26 protein-coding genes are annotated in these 20,874 nt (G+C 70.6%); 8 read left to right on the plus strand and 18 right to left on the minus strand.

Annotation, left to right across the window (positions count from 1 at the left end; translation table 11 throughout):
- Nucleotides 1-6 precede the first annotated feature (6 nt).
- From AMK34_RS24580 to AMK34_RS24615, 8 genes are all read right to left on the minus strand, one after another.
- A complete protein-coding gene (locus tag AMK34_RS24580; protein ID WP_073846915.1) occupies nt 7-351 on the minus strand; it encodes a hypothetical protein in 345 nt (114 codons plus the stop codon).
- A complete protein-coding gene (locus AMK34_RS24585) occupies nt 348-1,163 on the minus strand; it encodes a DUF692 domain-containing protein (protein WP_073846916.1) in 816 nt (271 codons plus the stop codon). The genes AMK34_RS24580 and AMK34_RS24585 overlap by 4 nt, the downstream gene beginning before the upstream one ends.
- The gene (locus AMK34_RS24590; protein WP_073846917.1) at nt 1,153-2,097 is read right to left on the minus strand and encodes a TIGR04222 domain-containing membrane protein; all 945 of its coding nucleotides are present in this window, start codon (nt 2,095-2,097) and stop codon (nt 1,153-1,155) included. The genes AMK34_RS24585 and AMK34_RS24590 overlap by 11 nt, the downstream gene beginning before the upstream one ends.
- Before the next feature lie 113 nt (nt 2,098-2,210).
- The gene (locus tag AMK34_RS24595; protein ID WP_073846918.1) at nt 2,211-3,101 is read right to left on the minus strand and encodes a TIGR04222 domain-containing membrane protein; all 891 of its coding nucleotides are present in this window, start codon (nt 3,099-3,101) and stop codon (nt 2,211-2,213) included.
- 75 nt (nt 3,102-3,176) lie between these two features.
- Complete coding sequence (gene msrB, locus AMK34_RS24600; RefSeq protein ID WP_034318341.1) at nt 3,177-3,599, minus strand: peptide-methionine (R)-S-oxide reductase MsrB; 423 nt, start codon at nt 3,597-3,599, stop codon at nt 3,177-3,179.
- 19 nt (nt 3,600-3,618) lie between these two features.
- Nucleotides 3,619-3,924 (minus strand): hypothetical protein, encoded by a 306-nt coding sequence (locus AMK34_RS24605; RefSeq protein WP_038515722.1) that lies wholly within the window; start codon nt 3,922-3,924, stop codon nt 3,619-3,621.
- A gap of 73 nt (nt 3,925-3,997) precedes the next feature.
- Nucleotides 3,998-5,599 (minus strand): serine/threonine-protein kinase, encoded by a 1,602-nt coding sequence (locus AMK34_RS24610; RefSeq protein ID WP_241832866.1) that lies wholly within the window; start codon nt 5,597-5,599, stop codon nt 3,998-4,000.
- Nucleotides 5,600-5,765: 166 nt separating this feature from the next.
- Complete coding sequence (locus tag AMK34_RS24615) at nt 5,766-6,452, minus strand: TVP38/TMEM64 family protein (RefSeq protein ID WP_038523855.1); 687 nt, start codon at nt 6,450-6,452, stop codon at nt 5,766-5,768.
- 24 nt (nt 6,453-6,476) lie between these two features.
- Here AMK34_RS24615 and AMK34_RS24620 point away from each other — a divergent pair, with 24 nt between their 5' ends.
- On the plus strand, nt 6,477-7,034 hold the full coding sequence (locus AMK34_RS24620) for a GNAT family N-acetyltransferase (protein ID WP_083650002.1): 558 nt from the start codon (nt 6,477-6,479) through the stop codon (nt 7,032-7,034).
- A gap of 19 nt (nt 7,035-7,053) precedes the next feature.
- A complete protein-coding gene (locus tag AMK34_RS24625) occupies nt 7,054-8,073 on the plus strand; it encodes a DNA polymerase domain-containing protein (protein ID WP_038515716.1) in 1,020 nt (339 codons plus the stop codon).
- On the opposite strand, the gene AMK34_RS24630 is transcribed toward AMK34_RS24625, so the two are convergent.
- On the minus strand, nt 8,070-8,492 hold the full coding sequence (locus AMK34_RS24630) for a hypothetical protein (protein ID WP_073846921.1): 423 nt from the start codon (nt 8,490-8,492) through the stop codon (nt 8,070-8,072). The genes AMK34_RS24625 and AMK34_RS24630 overlap by 4 nt on opposite strands.
- A gap of 242 nt (nt 8,493-8,734) precedes the next feature.
- Between AMK34_RS24630 and AMK34_RS24635 the strand changes: the two genes are divergently transcribed.
- The 3 genes from AMK34_RS24635 (at nt 8,735) to AMK34_RS24645 (ending at nt 10,565) form a co-directional block, all read left to right on the plus strand.
- On the plus strand, nt 8,735-9,127 hold the full coding sequence (locus AMK34_RS24635; RefSeq protein ID WP_016333007.1) for a DUF6221 family protein: 393 nt from the start codon (nt 8,735-8,737) through the stop codon (nt 9,125-9,127).
- A gap of 7 nt (nt 9,128-9,134) precedes the next feature.
- Entirely contained in the window at nt 9,135-10,175 is a 1,041-nt protein-coding gene (locus AMK34_RS24640) for an LLM class flavin-dependent oxidoreductase (protein ID WP_073846922.1), read from the plus strand.
- A gap of 153 nt (nt 10,176-10,328) precedes the next feature.
- Nucleotides 10,329-10,565, plus strand: coding sequence for a S1 RNA-binding domain-containing protein (locus AMK34_RS24645; RefSeq protein WP_038515710.1), 237 nt, complete (start codon nt 10,329-10,331; stop codon nt 10,563-10,565).
- A gap of 81 nt (nt 10,566-10,646) precedes the next feature.
- Here AMK34_RS24645 and AMK34_RS24650 read toward each other — a convergent pair whose 3' ends face one another.
- Nucleotides 10,647-12,161: a PucR family transcriptional regulator gene (locus tag AMK34_RS24650; RefSeq protein WP_073846923.1), complete on the minus strand. Its 1,515-nt coding sequence runs from the start codon at nt 12,159-12,161 to the stop codon at nt 10,647-10,649.
- Between the two features lie 206 nt (nt 12,162-12,367).
- Between AMK34_RS24650 and pruA the strand changes: the two genes are divergently transcribed.
- Together pruA and AMK34_RS24660 are read left to right on the plus strand one after the other, a co-directional pair.
- Complete coding sequence (gene pruA / locus AMK34_RS24655) at nt 12,368-13,996, plus strand: L-glutamate gamma-semialdehyde dehydrogenase (RefSeq protein ID WP_073846924.1); 1,629 nt, start codon at nt 12,368-12,370, stop codon at nt 13,994-13,996.
- A 16-nt stretch (nt 13,997-14,012) separates the two neighbouring features.
- The gene (locus tag AMK34_RS24660) at nt 14,013-14,942 is read left to right on the plus strand and encodes a proline dehydrogenase family protein (protein WP_038515704.1); all 930 of its coding nucleotides are present in this window, start codon (nt 14,013-14,015) and stop codon (nt 14,940-14,942) included.
- Between the two features lie 87 nt (nt 14,943-15,029).
- Here the strand turns inward: AMK34_RS24660 and AMK34_RS24665 are convergent, their stop codons facing one another.
- Complete coding sequence (locus AMK34_RS24665) at nt 15,030-15,386, minus strand: thioredoxin family protein (RefSeq protein ID WP_038515702.1); 357 nt, start codon at nt 15,384-15,386, stop codon at nt 15,030-15,032.
- 90 nt (nt 15,387-15,476) lie between these two features.
- Between AMK34_RS24665 and AMK34_RS24670 the strand changes: the two genes are divergently transcribed.
- Complete coding sequence (locus AMK34_RS24670) at nt 15,477-15,719, plus strand: DUF2630 family protein (RefSeq protein ID WP_037343824.1); 243 nt, start codon at nt 15,477-15,479, stop codon at nt 15,717-15,719.
- Between the two features lie 259 nt (nt 15,720-15,978).
- Here the strand turns inward: AMK34_RS24670 and AMK34_RS24675 are convergent, their stop codons facing one another.
- The 7 genes from AMK34_RS24675 to AMK34_RS24700 form a co-directional block, all read right to left on the minus strand.
- On the minus strand, nt 15,979-17,535 hold the full coding sequence (locus AMK34_RS24675) for an alpha/beta hydrolase (protein ID WP_038515700.1): 1,557 nt from the start codon (nt 17,533-17,535) through the stop codon (nt 15,979-15,981).
- A gap of 72 nt (nt 17,536-17,607) precedes the next feature.
- Entirely contained in the window at nt 17,608-18,687 is a 1,080-nt protein-coding gene (locus AMK34_RS24680; protein WP_073847178.1) for an ATP-dependent DNA ligase, read from the minus strand.
- Nucleotides 18,688-18,715: 28 nt separating this feature from the next.
- Nucleotides 18,716-19,303 carry a hypothetical protein gene (locus AMK34_RS24685; RefSeq protein ID WP_073846925.1) on the minus strand — a complete coding sequence of 196 codons (588 nt, stop codon included), beginning with the start codon at nt 19,301-19,303 and terminating at the stop codon, nt 18,716-18,718.
- The gene (locus tag AMK34_RS24690) at nt 19,300-19,836 is read right to left on the minus strand and encodes a DUF6286 domain-containing protein (protein ID WP_073846926.1); all 537 of its coding nucleotides are present in this window, start codon (nt 19,834-19,836) and stop codon (nt 19,300-19,302) included. Before AMK34_RS24690 ends, AMK34_RS24685 begins: the two co-directional genes overlap by 4 nt.
- 13 nt (nt 19,837-19,849) lie before the next feature.
- Nucleotides 19,850-20,206, minus strand: coding sequence for an Asp23/Gls24 family envelope stress response protein (locus AMK34_RS24695; RefSeq protein WP_073846927.1), 357 nt, complete (start codon nt 20,204-20,206; stop codon nt 19,850-19,852).
- Complete coding sequence (locus tag AMK34_RS42800) at nt 20,203-20,379, minus strand: hypothetical protein (RefSeq protein WP_143202571.1); 177 nt, start codon at nt 20,377-20,379, stop codon at nt 20,203-20,205. Before AMK34_RS42800 ends, AMK34_RS24695 begins: the two co-directional genes overlap by 4 nt.
- Nucleotides 20,379-20,828, minus strand: coding sequence for an Asp23/Gls24 family envelope stress response protein (locus AMK34_RS24700; RefSeq protein ID WP_037343835.1), 450 nt, complete (start codon nt 20,826-20,828; stop codon nt 20,379-20,381). Before AMK34_RS24700 ends, AMK34_RS42800 begins: the two co-directional genes overlap by 1 nt.
- Nucleotides 20,829-20,874: the final 46 nt, after the last annotated feature.

A 20,874-nucleotide genomic window follows, 5' to 3' on the forward strand; every position in this document is an offset into this window, starting at 1 on the left:
AGAGGACTAAATGCGGCGGAGCCAGCGTGTGAACCGGCCTCGGGGCTTCGGGACCTCGCCGCGCTCGACGAGCCACGTGCCGAAAGCGTCCGCATAGGCCCGCGCGCGGATCGCGTCGGTCTTCGGACGGCTCGTCGCGTACTCGCGGAAGAGCGCGGCGAACCGGTCACCGAGGGCTTCGGCGAGGTCCGGGCGGAGGTAGGCGGCCAGCCTGCTTTGCTTGTTCCGCAAGACGTTCGCCTCGATGCGGAGCCGGTCCGCGTCGAAGCCCGCCGGGGCGTCGCCTCCGGCGAGAAGCGCCTTGAGCAGCTCCGCCTGCTGCCCGGCGAGCCGCTCCCGGGGCGACGTCACGGCGAGACCGCTTCCCGCAGCGCGGCCAGCTCCGCCGCCAGTTCGGTGTCGGGCGGGTAGTCGTCGTCGCGTTCCAGCAGGACGCCGGGCGGTTCGGTGCGCCGCCGCAGTTCGCGCAGCAGGTCCAGGACCTCCGGCACCACCGGATGGGCGTGCGTGTCGTGATAGACGCCGTCCCGTTCGACACCGCCCGCCATATGGGTGTACGCCAGGCGCTCCCACGGGATCTCGTCGAGGAACCGCTCGGGATCGGTGCCGAGGTTGCGGGCGTTGGCGTACAGATTGGCCACGTCGACGATCAGCAGGCAGCCGGTCCGGTCGGTGAGCTCCCGCAGGAACTCCGACTCGGTGAACTCCGCGTCCGGCCATTCCAGTACCGCCGCGATGTTCTCCAGCGCGAACGGGACCTCCACGATGGACTGCGTCAGTTTGACGTTGTCCACCAGGACGTCGAGCGCCTCCCGGGTGCGGGGGAGCGGCATCAGATGGCCCGAGTCGAGGCCGCCCGCGCGCACGAAGCACACGTGGTCGCTGGCCAGCGGTGCGCCGAGCTCGCGGGTGACCTCCGCGAGATGCTCGACGCGCGCGGTGTCCAGCGGTTCGGCTCCGCCCAGCGACAGCGAGACCGCGTGCGGAAGGACCGGCATTCCCTTGTCGCGCAAGGCGACCAGGGTCTCCGGCAGATGCCGGGCGTGCAGGTTCTCGGCGACGACCTCGACCCAGTCGACGCCTGGCAGCCGCGCGATCGAAAGGTCGAGCTCGTGCCGCCAGCCGATGCCGATCCCGAGCCTGCCGGGCCCGTCAGCCGCCACAGCCGCCGCCTCCACCGCAGGAGCTGCCGCCGCTGCTGCACGAGCTCCCGCCGCTGCTGCAGGAGCTCCCGCCGCTGCTGCACGAAGAACCGCCGCCGGACGAACCGCCGCCGAAACCGCTGGAGACCTGCGGCGGGATCAGGGCCGCGCTCAGCTCCTCGTCGGGGTAAGAGGCGAGGCCGCCGAACGCGACCGCCGCCGCGGCACCACCCAGCACGGCGCCGCCGACGTAGCCCGGTCCGTTCGGGATGCCGCGTTTGCGCTCCCGCCCGTGGGCGGACCTGGCCTTGTGGAGGACACGGTTGCCTTCGGCGGTCGGCCGCGGGCCCGGCCGCTTGTTCTTGAGCGCACGGGCGATCAGGGTCGCGCCCCCGGCCGCGATCAGCATCGGGATCAGGAATCCGACCGGGCGGTCGCCGGCGAGCCCGGCGATCAGGCGCACCACACCGAAGATCAGTACGGCGAGGTACAGGAAGTACACGACCCGGCGGATCCGTGGCCCCTGATCGACGACGACCAGCCCGCGTCCCTCCAGATCCTTGGCGAGCGCCTGCATCGGACCCGACAGCCGCAGCCGGTCACGGATGCCGCGGGTCGTGGCGTTGTGCCCCGGCCGCGCGCTCTTGGCGACGGCCTTCTCGATCGGGTCGGCAGGCTCGGGACCGGTGAGCTGGAGCTGCTTCGCGCTGCTGACCCGCAAGGTCCCGCGGTCGACTAGCGCCGCGATGGCCGTGTCGACCACCCGGTCCGAGCCGCCGGCGAGATAGGCGAACTCGTATACCGTCGGCTGCGGCCCGCTCACCTCGGCGCTCGGGGTTCTGGTGCCCAGCTTGGCCGCGATCGTCCACACGAGACCGGCGACCACCGGGAACACCAGCAGGATGGCGTAGATCGTCAGGAACGTGGGTCCGGGGATGCCCCAGGTGTATTCCATCGCACGGGCCTTTCACGAGCAGGTGCACTTACCGTAGTCGGACGCCGCGCGGTCCGATCGTGGTTCCGTGATTCGAGCATCCGGCGCGGAGTCCGGCGACGGCAGTTGGGCCGTCAGCCGCCGCAGCCGCCTCCACCGCCGCCGCCGCAGGAAGAACCTCCACTGCCGCACGAGGAGCCTCCGCCGCCGCACGAGGAACCGGCGACGTACATGCCGCCTCCGCCGCACGTGCTCGCCGTACCGGCGAAGAGCCTGGCCTTCGTGCCGCCGGTCCTGATCAGCGTGATCGCGACGACCTTGTCCGGGAAGGCCTGCCAGCCGTTGAGCGCCACCTGCCTGGCCGCGGTGCGGGCCAGGCCGCGATCCCAGTCGCCGTACCGGAGCGCCAGCGTGCCCGCGGCGGTCGCCCGGCCGGAGCCGTCCGGCCATTGCCGCCACGCGGCCAGGCCGATCGCGCCGATCACGCCGACGATCAGGATCACGAGGGCACCGACCGGCCGGTGCAGCGGTACGGCGTTCGCCAGCCGCGCGATCCCCAAGGCCAAGACGGCCACGGACAAGGCGATCGCGTACTGCCAGCCCAGCCGGCGGTGTTTCTCGGAGACCAGCAGGCCACGCTGTTCGAGATCGGCGCGCAATGCCCTGACGGCCTCGTGCCGAGCCATCTTCGAGCGCAGCTCACGCAGGCCGGTCCCGTTGCCGTGGACGAGCGAGACGACCGCGCGCTCGAAGGGGTCGGCGGGGGCCGGCTCGACCGGGTGCAGGAGGCCGCGTCCGTCCGGCCGCAGGGAGTGCCTCGCGATCAGGCCCGCGACGGCGGTGTCGGTGACCCGCTCCGCGCCGTCCGCCAACGCGGCCAGGTGATAGAGACCGGGCACCGTCCTGGCACCGGTGTCACGGCGCAGCCACCACTCGTTCGCCACGGCGAGCGCGACCGGCAGTACGGCACAGACTCCGTACAGCCACGCGAAAGCCGGTCCGGAGATCCCCCAAGGGTCGTTCATAGGACACCGCCCTCCCCGACGCTGTTCTTGTTCCTCGTGAACGCGTCGAGAAGGGCGGTGGTTCGCTTCGTTCGGTTACGACTCGGGAACGAGCTTCAGCGAGATCGAGTTGATGCAGTACCGCTGATCCGTCGGCGTGGCGTAACCCTCGCCTTCGAAGACGTGCCCGAGGTGGCTGTGGCACGACTTGCACAGCACCTCGATCCGGCGCATCCCCATGGTGGTGTCCTCGCGGAGGAGGACGGCGTCGGTGTCGGCCGGGTCGTAGAACGACGGCCAGCCGCAGTGGCTCTCGAATTTCGTGTCGCTGCGGAACAGCTCGGCGCCACAGGCTCGGCACTGGTAGACACCGGTGGTCTTCTCATCGGTGTACTCACCGGTGAAGGGGCGCTCGGTGCCCGCCTGGCGAAGGACGGCGTACTCGTCGGGGCTGAGCTGCTCCCGCCATTCCTGCTCGGACTTGACCACGCGCGGCGTGGCTCCGACAACGGGTTTCATGCCTTTCACCGGTTCCACGTTACCCCGCGAGCCACGCGATGGCCCGGCCGATGATGTCCCATGCGGTGACCATCACGCCGAGCACGATGAGGACCACGACCAGTGCCGAAACCCACCAGCGCAGGCCGCCGAGCCGGTTGCTGGAGTCGGCGAAATCGGAGACACCGTCGAGGCAGGCCTCCACGGTGAAGTTCGGCCCGCAGCGCTCGATGCGGTCCAGGTGCTCGGCGAAGGCCCGGGCCTCGGGGTCGTGCGGGTCGAGGCCTACCAGGTCTTCCTGGAAGCGAGGATTCTGGCGAGGTCCGAAAGGTCCGCTATCGGCCATACCGGCAACAGTAAGCCACGATCGGCGATTGGCCTACCACCAGCGAGGCGGGTCTCACCCCCGCCACGCTGCGTCAATTGCCGAGTACTCGCGTGTCGGCGTCGATGTAGTACTGCCCGCCGACCTGGACCACGCGCAGCGCCGGCCGCGGGCCGCCGTTGATCGTGATGTTCATGTCGATCGACCCGTCGGGGTTTCCGCCGCCGCTGTCGGCTCGTGCCTTTTCGGAGCCGGTGACCTTGTGCGCGGCCCAGTATTCGGCGAAAGCCTGCTCGGAGCCGTACACGGCCTTCGCCGCGTCAGTGAGCTTGTTCCAGCTCGCGGACGTGCCGATCTTGCCGGTGTCGAAGAAGTCCAGGAGGAAGCTGCCCACGCTGGAGTAGCTGGTGACCTTTTCGCTGGGGGTCTTCCCCAGGCCCGCAGGCGCGGGACGCGACGAGGACGGGGCGCTCGACTTGGGCGCCGAGGTGCCCGGCTGCGGGTTCGCCCCGGCGTTGTTCCCACCCGGGGTGTTGCCCCCGTTGCTCGAGTTCAGGATCAGGAACACGATCACGGCGATCACCACGACCGCGGCACCGGCGCCCGCGAACAGGACGGCCTTGCGCTTCGCGTCGGTCGGCTTGGCGGGTGACGGCCGCATCGGGGCGGCCGCGGACGGCGGCGGGCTCATCGCGGCGACCGGACGCGGCGGGGTGTTCGGCGGGGCGGACGGCGAGCGCATCGGGATGAACGCGGCGGTCGGCGTGTGGGTCTTGGTGGGTTGCGGAGGAGCCGCGGCGGAGGCGGCCGGCTTGTCGGTCCGCTGCCACGGCGGGCGGTCTCCGCCGGGGATGCCGTGTCCGGGGGTCTCGGGCACGGCGGGCTGTCTACCGCCGCCCGCTCCGAAAAGCCGCGGCGAGGCGGCCGTGCCCGCACCGGATTCGTTCGCCGCCAGCGCGGCGAGGCGCTCCCTGGCCTCGGCCATGCTCGGGCGCTCGGTCGGCTCGGTGCGCAGCAGGCTCATCAGCAGCGCGGTCGCGGCACCCGCCTGCTGCGGCGGGTTGATCTGGCCGTTCGCGGCCGCGTACAGCAGCGCGAGCTGGTTGGAGCTGTTCCCGTACGGCGTCTGGCCCTCGATCGCCTGGTAGAGCGTCGCGCCGAGCGCGAAGACGTCGGAGCTGGGCACCGGGTCCGAACCGCGCGCAAGCTCGGGTGCGAGGTACGCCGGGGTGCCGCCGATCAGGCCGGTCTGGGTGAGCGTCATGTCACCCGCCGCGCGGGAGATGCCGAAGTCGGTGATCTTCGCGGTGCCGGACTCGTCGATCAGGATGTTGCCCGGTTTGACGTCGCGGTGCACGATCCCGGCGCGGTGCGCGGCGACCAGTGCCGACGCGACCTGCTCGCCGATCTTCGCGACGCGCCCCAGCGGCAGCGTGCCTTCGTCGGAGATGATCGCCGAGAGGCTCGGGCCGTTCAGGTACTCCATCACCAGGCAGGGGTCGCCGCCGTGCTCGGCGATGTCGAACACCACGATCGCGTTCGGATGCTGGAACCGGGCCGCGTTCTTCGCCTCGCGCATGGCGCGCTGGCGCATGTTGTCGCGTTCGGCCTCGGAGACACCTGGCTGCGGGAGGATCTGCTTGACCGCCACCGAGCGCTCGAGGCGGACATCGATGGCACGCCAGACCACCCCCATGGCACCGCTACCAATTTGCTCGACCAGGCGATAGTGCCCAGCGATCAGCTGACCGGTGTCGATGGCGACTGCTCCTGACACATTCTCCGGGTGATGGTGGCGTTACGCGGCCTGACAGGTCCCGCGCACCCGATCGAGTGTAGCGGGCGGCGGTTTCGGCTCCCCGTCAGCTCGCCGGTGCGGAGGCGGGCAATTCTTCCTCGCCGCTCGGTTCGGGTAGCGGAGGGGCCTTGCGCCGGAAGACCTTGACCAGCCCGATGGCCCCCGCGGCGGCGAAGACGGCGTAACAGATCAGCAGGGCGGGAGGTGTTTCCCCGGTCAGTGCGTCGCCGAGGACGACGACGGCGACCGTACCCGGCAGGCTGCCGAGCGCGGTCCCGATCAGATACGGGGCGAAACGGACCGATGACACTCCGCACAGGTAACTGAACGGAGCGAACGGCACCATCGGGATCAGCCGTAAGGAGGTGATCGCCAGGACTCCGCCGTCCGAAAGCCGGTCGTTGACCGCGCGGACCTTCGCCCGGTGCAGGTGCCGGGTGACCAGATCGCGGCCGAGTGCCCGCGAAAGAGCGAACGAGAGCCCCGAGGCGACCGTGGTCGCCAGGATGCCGACGACGATCCCCGTCGTGGCGCCGAGCAGCAGCCCGCCGGCCAGGTTGAACACGGTGCGCGGGATCGGCGCCACCGTCAGCACCGAATAGACCAGGAAGAACACCAGCGGTGTGGCCGGTCCGGTCTCGGCGGCCCAGGCCCGCAACCCGGCCGGACTCGGGATCGGCAGCAGCACCGCCGCCGCCACGAACAGGGCGAGTACGGCGAGCGCGAGGATTAATTTGGTACGCCCGGACACCGCGTCCACCGTACCGTGTCCGCCGTGATCGACACCGAGGCGCTGCGGGAGCAGCCCGAACTCACCGGCGAGAACGTCGTGCTCACGCAGCTCGACGAGACCTATTCCGAACCCGCGTGGCAGGCGGTGCACGAACCGGAGGGCACCCGGTTCACCGGAACGCACGCGACGTTCACCGAGGAGCAGATCCGCACCTGGCTCTCGTCCCGGCCGGGCCTCGACGACCGGGCCGACTACGCGATCCTGCGCAAGGACGACCGCGTCTATCTAGGAGACGTCGTGCTCAACGACGTCGACGCGGACAACCGCTCGGCCTCGTTCCGGATCGCCCTGACCGGGCCCGACGTCTTCGGCAAGGGATACGGCACCGAGGCGACGAAGCTCATCCTGGACTTCGCGTTCGACGTCGTCGGCCTCCATCGTGTCTCGCTCGAGGTCTTCGACTTCAACCCCCGTGCGCAGCGGGTCTACGAGAAGTCCGGGTTCGTCCGCGAAGGTCTCCAACGCGACGCGTTGTGGTGGGACGGCGAATGGCACGACGCGATCAGCATGGCAATCCTGGAGACCGATCCCCGGCCCTGATCGGCGATACGGTGGGCGCATGCCCAAGAACGGTGAGCCGATCGAGGTCGAGGCAGGCGGACGCAAGGTCCGGGTGTCCAGCCCGGACAAGGTGTACTTCCCGGCCCGGGGGATCACGAAGCGCCAGGTCGTGGAGCACTACGTCGCGGTCGGCGTGCCGTTGCTGCGCGCGATCGGGGAGCGGCCGACGACGCTGAAGCGCTACGTCGACGGCGTCGAGGGCGAGTGGTTCTACGCCAAGCGCGTGCCGAAGGGCGCCCCGGACTGGGTGGAGACCGCGAAGATCACCTTCCCGTCGGGCCGGACGGCCGAGGAGGTCTGCCCGACCGAACCCGCCGTGTTCGCGTGGGCGGCGAACCTGGGCACCTTCGACTTCCACCCATGGCCGGTGCGGCGGCCCGACGTCGACCATCCCGACGAACTCCGCATCGACGTGGATCCGCCGGACGAGGCCGGTTTCTCCGACGCGGTCGAGGTCGCGGGCGTGGTCCGCGAGGTCCTCGGCTCGGCGGGCCTGACCGGCTACCCGAAGACCTCGGGCGGCCGCGGGGTGCACGTCCTGGTGCGGATCCGGCCGGAATGGGACTTCATCGACGTCCGGCACGCGGTGATCGCGCTGGGCCGCGAGGTCGAGCGCCGGATCCCGGAGAAGGCCACCATCGCGTGGTGGAAGGAAGAACGCGGCGGCCGGGTCTTCATCGACTACAACCAGGCGGCGCGCGATCGCACGGTCGCGTCGTCCTGGTCGGTCCGCGGCACCCCACGGGCGACGGTGTCGACGCCGCTGACCTGGGATCTGCTGACCGAGGTCGATCCCGACGACTTCGACGTCCTCACCGCGGGCGCCTTCTACGCCGAGCGCGGCGACCTCCACGCGCCGATGGACGAGCAGGCGTTCGGCATCGAGACGCTGCTGGACTGGTACGCGCGGGACGAACGCGACCACGGCCTCGGCGAGATGCCGTATCCGCCGGACTATCCGAAGATGCCCGGTGAGCCGAAGCGTGTCCAGCCGAGCAAGGCGCGCGACGACACTTAGGACAGGGTGAACTCGCACCCCGCGACCTGGACGTACTCGCCTTTGCGCGCGGTGAATCGCGCGGCGCCCGTGGTCAGCTGGTCGGCCACGATCTTCGACGCGCCTTCGGGCCGGAGCCGCGCCCAGTAGCAGTGCCCGTTTCCGCCCGGTGCCGGTCCGGGGGAGCGGTACGAGCCCGCTCGGATGTCCGTGCCGACCAGATAGGTCCCGTCGGCGAAGCGGTCCGCGAGGGAAGCGACGGCCGTGCGTCCGGAGGTGACCGGCGGTGCCGGGACGGTCACGGTCGGCGCGGGCGGGGCCTCCGCCGTGACGGTCACCGTCGCCGGAGTGGCCGGCGCGGCGACGGGCTCACCCGGCCGGGTGGCCGCCACCACACCGGTGCCGGCGCCCAAAGTGAGCGCGACGGCGAGGCCCGCCACGACGGGGAACGCATTTCGTGACGAGGTGTGCGGTATCGGTGACAAATTCGCGCCCGCCATCCGTGTCTTCTTCGTTTTGCTCGCGGAGTGATTGCGCTTTCGTGTCGATCTAGAAACCTGTTACCGCTCCACCCGTGACCGATACGAGACTGTGTGACGCGTGGGACTCAGCCGTAACGCAGGGCTTCCTGCCAGCGACATTTCCCTCCGAACACTAGGCTGGGGGAGACGAAGGAGTACCCGTGGACGACCTGATCGCCTTCCTCGCCGCGCGTGTGGGGCAACGCCAGGCGTTGATCATGCAGGCGGTCAAGAAAACCGAGATCAACGAATCGCTCAATCGTGGTGAGACCAAGGTCGTCATCGAAAAGAAGATCCGCTCGCTCAACGACATCGAACTCGACGCGGTCAATCAGATGATCAACGAGATCGAGGCGACCCGGCGGCTCCTGCAGGCGCATCGCACCACGGTTTCGGAGAAGGTCCCGGGATTCCCCTTGTACGGCAACGAGTACTGGTGCGAGACGTGCCATGTGCCCGCCGACGAGGCAGGCACGAACTGGTGCCTGACCCTGCGGCTGCTGGCGCTGCCGCACGCCGACCACCCGGACTACAGCGAGCGCTGGCGCCCCTGAGCGGGGAATGCCCGCCGGGCCCGGACGCGTTGACCCGAGGGTGATCACGCTTTCGGTACTGGACCGGTCCCCGACCCGCCGCGGCGGCGACGCGCCCCGCGCCTTGCGGGACACGGTCGCCTTCGCGCGGGACATCGAAGCCTTGGGCTATCACCGGTTCTGGGTGTCGGAACACCACAGCGTGCCCGGTGTCGCCGGTTCGGCGCCCACCGTCCTGGCCGCGGCGGTCGCCTCGGCGACCGGGCGGATCCGGGTCGGCACCGGCGGCGTGATGCTGCCCAACCACCGGCCGCTCGTGGTCGCGGAACAGTTCGGCGTGCTCGAATCGCTCTTCCCCGGCCGGATCGACATGGGGCTGGGGCGTTCCGTCGGGTTCACCGGCGGGGTGCGGCAGGCGCTCGGGCACGAGAAGGACGACGCCGACCGCTTCGGCGAGCAGGTCCGCGAACTGCTGGGCTTCCTCGCGGGCGATCAGACGACGTATCCGGGCGTGCACGCCATCCCGGCGGAAGGTCTGCGCGTGCCCGCGTTCCTGCTGGCCACCGGAGCGGGGGCGCGGCTCGCCGCGGAACTGGGGCTGCCGCTGGTGATCGCGCCGGTCCGGGGCGAGGGTCCGCTGCTCGATGCGATCGAGGGGTATCGGTCCGGGTTCCGGCCTTCGGCGCAGGCTTCGCGGCCGTACGTCGTGGTGTCCACGGCCATCGCGGTCGCCGAGACGGCCGAACGGGCCCGGCGGTTGCTGATCCCCGAAGCGTGGTCGACCGTCTATTCGCGCACGCACGGTGTCTTCCCGCCGCTGTCGCCGGTGGAGGAGATCCTCACCGGGCCGCTGTCGGACCGCGACCGGGACCGGCTGGACCGGGCGCTCGACGGTCAGCTCGCCGGCACCCCGGACGAGGTGGGCGACCGGCTGGCGGACCTCGTCACCAAGACCGGCGCCGACGAGATCCTGGTGACCACCAGCACTTTCGACCAGGCGGAGCGGCTGGAGTCCTATCGCGCGCTGGCCGAGGTCGCCGACCTTCGCAGCTTGGCGGCCGTGTCGTGACCTTTGCTAGGGTCACGGCCATGACTGCCGGGTCGGCCTCGTGCCGTGAGCGGACGGGTTCCCCGGCCGCCGCTTGATCTCCGCGCGGGCCCGCAGCCCGCCTCCGCGTAGGTGTCCCCCCTGTGGACCATGCGCGGAAAGGAGGTGAATCGCATGTCTCCCACCGAGAATTGGCGCGAGTTCGTCGTCGCGCACGCCGATGGCGGCGTTCTGGACGGAGTCGTCACGCGGGTGCTGCCGTTCGGCGCGTTCGTCGAAGTGGCCCCCGGGATGGAGGGGCTGCTGCCGACCGTCGGCGGAACCGGCCCGTTCGCCGCCGGGGCGGCCGTCGCGGTGCGGCTGGACAAACTGGACGTCCAGAACCGCCGGTTCAGCCTGACCCTGGCCTGACCCCACGCGTTTCGTCCTCTGAATGCGGTACTTGCACACGCAAGGACCGCATCCAGAGGACTGAATGCGGGACGGGAAACCCTAGAGGCGCAAGAGGAGCTGGGTGAGCATGCGCTGAGCGGGGTCGTCCAGGTCGATCCCGGACACCTCGCCGGCGCGGCGCACCCGGTACCGGACCGTGTTCGGATGGATGTTCAGCTCGCGCGCCGCGCGCCGGACGTCCCCGAACGCGTCGAGGTACGCGAGCACGGCGGGCACCAGGATCCCGCCGTGCTCCGCGTCGTGCGCGATCAGTTCGGTCAGCCGAGGATCGCGGATCCTCGGCTGCTCGCCGAGGAACGCGAGTACCTCCGAGAGCAGGACTTCGGCGCGGACGTCGGCCAGCGAGGCGACGTCCGCGGTCTCGTGCCCGCGCGCCATCGTCGCCAGCACGCGGTCCGCGTCGCCGCGCGAGGCCGCCGCGTCCGAGAGCCGGGGCACGGCACCGCCGAGCGCCGCGCGCACCCGGACGTCGAGATGCCGTTGCGCGGTACCGACGATTTCCTTGGCCAGCGCCAGGATCCGCGCTTCCGCGTGCTCGGGGAGGTCGGGAAGGAGCGCGTAGACCCGGCCGCCGATCACGCTCACCAGCGCGCTCCGCCGGTACGCGGCGGTGTGCACGGTGATCAGGTGCACCAGCTCGGCGCGCCGCAGCTGCCGGTCGGTCGCGGCCCGGTCGCGGGGGAGCGAGAACGCCAGCACCATGGCGGGTTTCCCGGGATCCGCGCCGATGTCGTCGGCGACGGACTCGGCGTCGACGCGGCCGTCGAGCAGGCCCGCCAGCAGATCCTCGCGCAGCCGGAGTTCGGGGCTGGGCAGCGTCCGGTGGCGGATCAGCTGCGGCGCCAGCGCCCGGCTCGCCCCGAGCAACGCGACCTCCGCGCTTTCGGTGAGCGGATGCGCGCCCTCCTGGACCCAGATCGTGCCCAGCGGCTGCGATCCGGCGTGGATCCCGGCCGCGATCCGCCGCCGGATGCCGAGATCGGGCCGCTCGTCGATGCGGACGATGCCTTCACCGGCGCGAAGCCGCTGGTAGACACCCCATTCACGCAACATCGCGAGATACCGTTCCGGGCCTTCGCGGCCGAGGATCGAAAGCCGGCGCAGTTCGTCCACTTCGTCGCCCGCCCGCGAATAGGCCAGCACACGGCTCGCGGTGTCCTCGATGCTGACCAGACCGCCGGTCAGTGTCGCGATGGTCTGCGCGAGCGAGAACAGATCGCCCAGCACCTCGCCGCTGTCCGCCTCGCCACCCGCGCGCGCCGCGTCGACCACGCCCCTGGCCAGTGCTTCGACCTGCTCCCAGCGTGCCTCGTGGCCGACCTCGATCAGCGCGATCCCCGCGTCGGCCGCGACGTTGACGACGGCCGAGCCGGCCTTGACCGCGACGGCGGCCGCCCCGGACCGCCCCGCCGCCCGGATCGCGCCGGAGGCCGAGCGTCCGCGAGCGCCGATCACCAGGACGAGGTCACCCGGATGGGCGTCGGGTGGATCCTCCGGATCGTGGATGACGACGTCCTCCACCTGGACGCCGAGCCCGCCGGGGGCCGCGAGCACCCTGACCAGCGGTTCCCCGAGCGTGGCGAGGACATGCCGGAGCGAGGCGCCTGTGGTCGTATCCGTGGTCAGGTCATCACCGAATTAAGCCGATCGGACAAGATGGTCACCCCGATTCTAGCCAGTCGAACAAGCCGTGGCGAAGCCGTCCGGTCTACCGTTCGGGGTGAGACCTCTATCCGGCGAAGTGAAGTCAGGAGCAGTCAGTGGACGCCGTGACCCAGACCCCCGCCCCGAAGAACGAGCCGGTGCTGAACTACGCGCCGGGCAGCGCTGAGCGCGCTGAACTCGAGGGCGCGCTCAAGTTGCTGGGCAACGCCGACCCCATCGACATCACCGCGACGATCGGTGGTGAGCAGCGCAAGGGCGGCGGCGAGAAGATCGAGGTCGTCCAGCCGCACAACCACAAGGCGGTGCTGGGCGTCATCCACAGCGCGACCGCGCAGGACACCCACGACGCGATCGCCGCCGCCAAGGCCGCCGCTCCCGGCTGGCGCGCGCTGTCCTTCGACGACCGCGCCGCCATCATCCTGCGCGCCGCCGACCTGCTCGCCGGCCCGTGGCGCGCCAAGCTGAACGCCGCCACCATGCTCGGCCAGTCGAAGACCGCCTTCCAGGCCGAGATCGACTCCGCCTGCGAGCTCATCGACTTCTGGCGCTTCAACGTCGCCTTCGGCCGTCAGATCCTCGCCGAGCAGCCGGTCAGCTCGCCCGGTATCTGGAACCGGATGGAGCACCGTCCGCTCGAGGGCTTCGTGTACGCCATCACCCCGTTCAACTTCACCGCGATCTCCGGCAACCTGCCGACCGCGCCCGCGCTGATGGGCAACGTGGTGCTGTGGAAGCCGTCGCCGACGCAGAGCTACGCCGCGCACATGCTGATGCGGCTGCTCGAAGAAGCCGGTATGCCGCCGGGCGTGATCAACCTGCTGCCGGGTGACGGCAAGGCCGTCTCCGAGGTCGCCCTGACCCACCGCGACCTGGCCGGGATCCACTTCACCGGTTCGACCGCGACCTTCCAGCACCTGTGGGCCACCGTCGGCGCCAACATCTCCGGCTACCGCACGTACCCGCGCCTGGTCGGCGAGACCGGCGGCAAGGACTTCGTGCTCGCGCACGCTTCCGCCGACGTCGACATCCTGCGCACCGCGCTGATCCGCGGCGCCTTCGAGTACCAGGGCCAGAAGTGCTCGGCCGCGTCCCGCGCCTACGTCCCGCGGTCGCTCTGGGCGAGCCTGAAGGACGAACTGGTCTCCGAGACCGAGGCCATCACCTACGGCGACGTCAACGACCTGACCAACTTCGGTGGCGCCGTGATCGACCGCCGCGCCTTCGACAAGCACGCCGCCGTACTGAAGAACGCGGCCGAGGACCCCGAGATCGAGGTCATCGCCGGTGGCACCGCCGATGACAGCGTCGGCTACTTCGTGCGCCCGACGATCCTGGTGTCGGGCAACCCGGACCACGAGATCTTCCGTACCGAGTACTTCGGTCCGATCCTCGCGCTCCACGTGTACGAGGATGAGGACTTCGACAACGTGCTGAAGCTGGTCGACGAGACCGCCGACTACGCGCTGACCGGCGCGGTCATCGCGAACGACCGCACCGCCGTCGCGAAGGCGTCCGAGGCGCTGCGCTTCGCCGCCGGCAACTTCTACGTGAACGACAAGCCGACCGGCGCGGTCGTCGGCCAGCAGCCCTTCGGCGGCGGCCGCGCGTCCGGCACCAACGACAAGGCCGGTTCGGTGTTCAACCTGCTCCGCTGGACGAGCCCGCGCTCGGTCAAGGAGACCTTCGTCCCGCCCACCAGCGTCCGTTACCCCCACCAGGGCTGAGAACCAGGAGTTCGTGATGTTGCGTGCCCCGTTGCTCGCCGCCGCTCGATCCCAGCGGATGCGCAAGCTGGTCGAGGTCGTCCCCGCCACCCGATCGGTGGTCAGCCGGTTCGTCGCCGGCGCGAAGACGCCCGACGCCGCCCGGGTGGTCCGCGAACTGGCCGACGACGGCCTCCGGGTCACCCTCGACCACCTCGGCGAGGACACCACCGACGCCGAGCAGGCCGCGACGACCGTCCGCGCCTACGAGGAACTGCTGACCGCGCTGGCGGCCGACGGCCTCGCGTTCGGCGCGGACGTGTCGGTGAAGCTGTCCGCGGTGGGCCAGTTCCTGCCCGCCGACGGCGAGAAGGTCGCGCTGGAGAACGCCCGCAAGATCTGCGCGGCGGCCGAAGCGGTCGGTGCCACGGTGACCCTCGACATGGAGGACCACACCACCACCGACTCGACGCTGGGCATCCTCAGGGAACTGCGCACCGAGTACCCGTGGGTCGGCGCGGTGCTGCAGGCCTACCTGCGGCGCACCGAGCAGGACTGCCGCGACCTGGCGGTCGAAGGATCCCGCGTCCGGCTGTGCAAGGGCGCGTACGCCGAACCCGAGGAGGTCGCGTTCCAGGACAAGTCCGAAGTGGACAAGTCCTACGTGCGCTGCCTGAAGATCCTCATGCAGGGCAAGGGTTATCCGATGGTCGCCTCGCACGACCCCCGGATGATCGCGATCGCCGAGAAGCTCGCGGCGGACGCGGGCCGCAAGGCGGACGACCACGAATTCCAGATGCTGTACGGGATCCGTCCCGAAGAGCAGCGCCGGATCGCGGGCGACGGCGAGACGATGCGCGTCTACGTCCCCTACGGCGACGAATGGTACGGCTATTTCATGCGCAGGCTGGCGGAACGCCCGGCGAACCTGGCGTTCTTCCTGCGCGGACTCGCCACCAAGGGCTGACCCGGTCCCGAGTGGCATTGTTCCGCTGAAGTACAAAGGGGCCCTGCCCGGCGAAATCCGCCGGGCAGGGCCCCTTCTTCGTGCTCGTCAGGCCTCCTGGGCCTCTTCCTTGAGCTTGTCCATGTCGATGTCGCGCGCCTGCTGGATGAGGTCTTCGAGCGTCTTCTCCGGCAGCGCGCCCGGCTGGGCGTAGATCACCGTCTTGTCGCGGATGACCGCGAGGGTGGGGATCGAGCGCACGTCGAAGGCGGCGGCCAGCTGCTGCTCGGCCTCGGTGTCGACACTCGCGAACACGATGTCGTCGTGGTTCTCCGACACCTTCTCGTAGGTCGGCGCGAACTGACGGCACGGCATGCACCAGCCGGCCCAGAAGTCGATGATGACGAAGTCGTTGTCGGACACGACCTGGTCGAAGTTGGCGGCGGTCAGCTCCACAGTGCTCATGCCCGGCGTAACGAATCGGGCGGGACGCGCATTCCCGGGATTGCGCGTAGCGTCTCGGATGGAGCAACCCACGTTTCGCGGGAGGTGCGTATGGCCGACGGGGACATCCTCAGCCGGATCGACGAACTGGTCAGCGAGGAGCACGAACTCCGTTCGCGGGCGATCGGCACCGGGCTCAGCTCGGACGACCGGTCCCGGCTCGCGAGCGTGGAGCAGCAGCTGGACCAGTGCTGGGACCTGCTGCGGCAGCGGCGGGCGCGGGTCGAGTTCGACGAGGACCCGGATCAGGCTTCGGCGCGGCCGGTGTCGGAGGTGGAGTCCTACCGGCAGTAGCCGTTTCGGTCCCGGCTGACGCCATGAAAGGTCCTTTCCTTGCAAATTTTGCAAGGAAAGGACCTTTCATGGCACGCGGGTGGGGAGTGTGGGGCGGGTGAGGTTGTGAAAGCCACTTTCGCAACCTTCAACGTTGCGAAAGTGGCTTTCACAACGCGCCCTGGAGTCGCACCGGAAGTGTCATGAAAGGGTCGTTCAGGACGAAAAACGTCCTGAACGACCCTTTCATGACACTTCAAGCGGCGACGCGGGTGGGGAGTCAGGCCGGGCAGAGGGTCCCGTCGACGGGCACCTTCCCGTCGATCAGGAACGCCCGCGTCGCGTCCGCCACGCACGGCGAGAGGCTCAGCGCGCCGTGCCCGGCGCCCTGCCAGGTGATCGTGACCGCGCTCGGCATCTGGTCGGCGGCCCGGCCGGTGCCCTGTTCCGGGGTGACCGGGTCGGTCGCGGTGCCCGCGACGAGCATCGGCGGCGCACCCGGCGCGCCCGCGGGCGGGAGCGGTTCGCGGCGCACGGGCCACGGGCTGCACCAGGCCAGTTGCTGCGCGGCGAAGACGCCGAACTGCGGGTACTTGTCGCGCAGTGTCGTGGTCACGCGTGTGAGTTCCTCGGCCGAGAGCCGGGTCGCGCTGTCGTTGCACTTGGTCGCGAGCGTGCCGTCCAGCCGTGACGGCCGCGCCCGGGAGTCCTTCAGCACCGGTTCGGCGAACGCGGCCAGCGGGGTGACGTCGCCGGTCTGCGCGGTCTTGAGCGCCTCGGCGAGTTCCACCCAGCGCGAGCGCTGCGCGAGCCCGGAGTAGATGGCGTACAGCGCGATCCCCGGCGTGATCTCCGCACCGTCGGTGGTCGTCGCGGAAGCCGAGCGGAGCCGGTCCGCGACGGCGGACACGGCCGAGCGGGCATCGCCGATCGGGCAGCCCCGCGCGATGCAATCGGCGCCGAAAGCGTCGAGGGTCGCCTGCGCGCTCGCGGCGACCTGTTCCTGTACCGCGGCCGCGTCCGGAGCGGGGTCGGGCAGTCCGTCGAGCATCACCCGGCCGACCTGCGCCGGGAACCGCACGGCGTATTCGGCGAGGACCTTCGAACCGTCGCCGCGCCCGAGGGCGTGCAGCTTGTCCATGCCCAGCTGCTCACGGAGCTCTTCGAGGTCGCCTGCGGCCCGCCAGCTGTCCATCGCGACCTGCGAGTCGTCCAGCTCGATGGCGCACTGCTGACCGGCCTTGCGCGCCGCGTCGACGACGCCTTCGAGGTCGGCGGCCGTCGGATCGCCGCCCAGCAGATCGGTGCGGATCTCCGCCGGGATGCACTGCACCGGCGCGGACGCCCCGGTCCCGCGCCGGTCCACCCCGATCAGGGAGAACTTCTGCAGGAACTCGGGTGGCAGCGTCGCGGCCAGCCGCGCGGCGTACAGAGACCCCGGCTCACCGTCGACGTCGTTGACCACGACGAGCGGGATGGGTCCGCCGCCGGTCTTGACCACCGACAGCCGCGAGAGCCCGCGGCCGGGCAGGTCCGGCGCGTCGAGCGTGGTGGGCACCCTGGCGCAGGAGAACTTCAGCGTGTCCGGCACGGACGGCTGGCCCAGCCGCTGCCGGGTCGCCTCGTCGCAGTCCTCCCATTTGATCGACGGCGACCGGGGTTCGGCGAGCGGCGGCAGCGGCACCTGCTGCGCCGTCGTCTGACCGCCGGGATCCGGCTTGCCGTCGTTGTCGATCACCGCGGGCCGGACCGACGGCCCGGCGGTGCAGCCCGCGAGCACGGCCGCCACCACGGTGGTCGTCAGGATCAGCCGTGGCGTGCGGCGGGCGGTGCTCACGGGCTGGTCCTCACTTCCAAGGCATGACAAAAGCTCGGAACAGAGCTTCGCAGGTCGGATGTCAGGACACGGTTAGCGGGTGCGTTTCACCTCGCCGCGCAGCACGGCGTCCAGGTCGTAGCGGGCGACCTCTTCGAGCTGGGCGTAGGTGCAGGAGTCCGGTTCGCGGTCGGGACGCCAGCGTTTGAACTGGGCGGTGTGGCGGAACCGCGACGGATATCCGCCTTCCGTGTGTTCGTAGCCGACCTCGACCACCCTTTCCAGCTTCAGCGGCACCCACGGGGCTTCTTTGGACTTCCATCGGGTGATCCCGCCGGGGATCCGCTGGTGCTCCCGCACGTTGTCGCCCAGCCAGGGGTGATCGGCCCCGTCGGTGATCAGCGGCGCCAGCTCCTCGGCCAGTTCACGCCGCCGGGTGACCGGGAACGAGCCGACGACACCGGGATGGTGCAGCACGCCGTTCTCGTCGTAGAGCCCGAGCAGGAACGAACCGACCAGCTCGCCCGGTTCGCCGTCGACGTGCCAGCGCAGCCCCGCGAGCACGCAGTCGGCGGTGCGCGAGTGCTTGTACTTCAGGAACACGCGTTTACCCGGCGTGTACGGCTCGTCGAGCGGTTTGCCGATGACGCCGTCGAGCCCGGCGCCCTCGAACAGCTCGAACCAGTGCCGCGCGACCGCCGGATCCGCGGTGGCCGGGGTGAGGTGGATGCCGTCGGAGGCCAGTTTCTCCAGCCGTTCCCGCCGTTTCGACGTCGGTTCGTCCAGAAAGGACTCGTCGCCGAGCGCCAGCAGGTCGAACGCGACGAACTCGGCCGGGGTCTGTTCCGCCAGCAGCTTGATACGGCTTTCGGCGGGGTGGACCCGGTCGGTGAGCGCGTCGAAGTCCAGCTTGCCGTCCCGGGCGACCACCAGTTCGCCGTCCAGCACGATCCGCTCGGGCAGCGTCGCCTTCAACCGCTCGACGACCTCGGGGAAGTACCGGTTCAGCGGCTTCTCCGACCGTGACTGCAGGGTCAGCTCGTCGCCGTCGCGGAACACGAGGCAGCGGTAGCCGTCCCATTTGGGCTCGAACAGCAGCCCGCCGGAATCGGGGATCGCCTTCGCCGGCTTGGCGAGCATCGGTTTGATCGGCGACGTCAAGGGAAGCGACATGACGGCCATTCTTGCCGCACCGGCGCGCTCAGCGCACCCGTTGGGGTGCCGTCGTGTCGAGTTCGATCCGGACGGCGGTCGGCAGGACGGCCACCCCGAGCGATTCCCGCGCGCGGGCCAGCACGGTGTGGTCGAGCTGCTCCCAGACCCGTTTCAGGTCGGTGCCCTCGACGAGCCAGAGCGTGATCCGCAGCGCCGGGTTCTCCTTGTCTCCGACCGCGCGGACGCGAGCGCGCCCGACTCCGTCGACCGTCTCGGCGTCGAGGCGGACGGCCTCGGAGATGGCCGAGGAGGTGACCACGAGGTCGTCGTCGAGTTCGAGGTCCGGGCGGCCTTCCGGGCGCAGCGACCGGAAGAACCACCACAGGCCCAGCCACAGCAGGAGGACGCCGAGCACGATCGCGCCGACGCGGCCGGCGAGCGCGTGCCGTGACAGCCAATCGAGGGCGATCGGGTCCACGAGCGGCCGGTCGGCGCGGTACGTGCCGAGCCAGCCCGCGCCGACCACCAGCGCCGCGGCGCCGCCGAGCAGCGCGAGGAGTCCGATGAGGACGGTCAGCGTCCGTTCCGTGCCGGTGGACCGGCCGAGTGCCTTGGCGGAGACCGAACGGGTCATCGGCGGTCCTTCGGGGAGTCGACGACGACCGACACCTTCGGCCGCCGCACCAACGGGACGTCGTCGAGCAGACCGGAGACCGTCTCCAGCAGCCGCGGCCGCAGCTCGCCTTCGGTTTCCAGCCTGCTCGTCGCGCGGACGCGGATCTTCTTGGCGGTGGCCGTGACCTTCGCGCCCGCGACGTTGTCCTGCGCGCGCACCGTCACCCCGACCAGCCTGGCCAGCGAACGCGGCGACGTGGTCACGCTGACCTCGTTCGCCGGATCGGTCAGCCGGATGGCGCGCCGCCCGGCCGAGGCTGCCGCCACGATCAGCAGCAGCCCGACGACCGCGACGGCGATCGAGACGTAGCGGACGGTCGGATCGCTCCAGGACAGCTCCGCGAGCCTGTCGCGCCAGTCGTCCCACGGGACGAACAGCGGCCCGCGCCCCGGCCGCCACCAGCCCCAGCCGACCTCCAGCGCCAGCAGGACCCCGGCGGCGGCCAGCGCCAGCCCGAGCAGGGCCGACAGCAGGCGGACGAACAAACGCATGCGGGTGCTCCTTCTAGCGGACGCGGGGCGCGATGTCGGGCAGGAGCGCGGAGACCGTCACCGAGATGTCCCGGACCTGGTACGAGGTGATCCGTTCGACCTCCTCGGTGACCCTGGCGCGCAGGTCGCCGACGATCCGCCGCACCGGCGCCGGGTAGTTCAGCGCGACGTCGAGCACGAGATCGACGTCGTTGCCCTCGCCGCCGACCTTCGCGCTCGCGCCGTGTGTCCCCAGCCCGAGCCCGGCGATCCGCCGCTCGGCGCGCGTGGTCCCGTCGACCTGGTCCGCGGTGTGCTGCGCGATCTTGCGGACCACGGACGGCGCGATGGTGAGGGTGCCGCGGTCCTCCGGTTCGGCCGGGAGGGTCATTTGTCGCGGCCCCGGCCGAACAGGTCGCCGAGGTCGAGTTCGCCGTCGAGCACGCGGCCGAGGACGAGGCCGATGACGCCGACGGCCAGCGCCACCAGGAACGCGGTGAAGCCCTGGGTCGCGGCGAGGCCGAGGATGAGGCCGGCGAGCAGGCCGGTCTGGGTCCCGTTCATCACTCCACCCGCGAGGTCTCGGTCTCGCCGCCGTTCTCGTCGGGCAGGTGGATGTCGTTGACCGCGATGTTGACCTCGATCACCTCGAGGCCGGTGATCTGCTCGACCTGGCCGATCACGTTGCGGCGCACCGCGCGCGCGACGTCGACGATGCGGGCGCCGTATTCGACGACCACGTCGAGGTCTATCGCGGCCTGCTTCTCGCCGACCTCGACCGAGACACCGGACGTGGTGACCGTGCCGGAGCCGGGGATGCGTTCGCGGATCGCGCCGAAGGCCCGCGAGACGCCGCCGCCCAGCGCGTGGATCCCGGTCACCTCGCGGGTGGCGAGACCGGCCACCTTCTGCACCACCACCGACGAGATCGTGGTCTTGCCGGCGGCTCCTTCCTCGTTGAGCGACGACCCCGCGACGGGGGTGTCGGGCTTGCTCGCGCTCGGCTGCGCCATGAAGTTCGCTCCTTCTCGGCCTGTGCCGCGCGACCTGCGCGCGCGG

The sequence above is a fragment of the Amycolatopsis sp. CB00013 genome (assembly GCF_001905755.1).
GTDB lineage: Bacteria > Actinomycetota > Actinomycetes > Mycobacteriales > Pseudonocardiaceae > Amycolatopsis > Amycolatopsis japonica.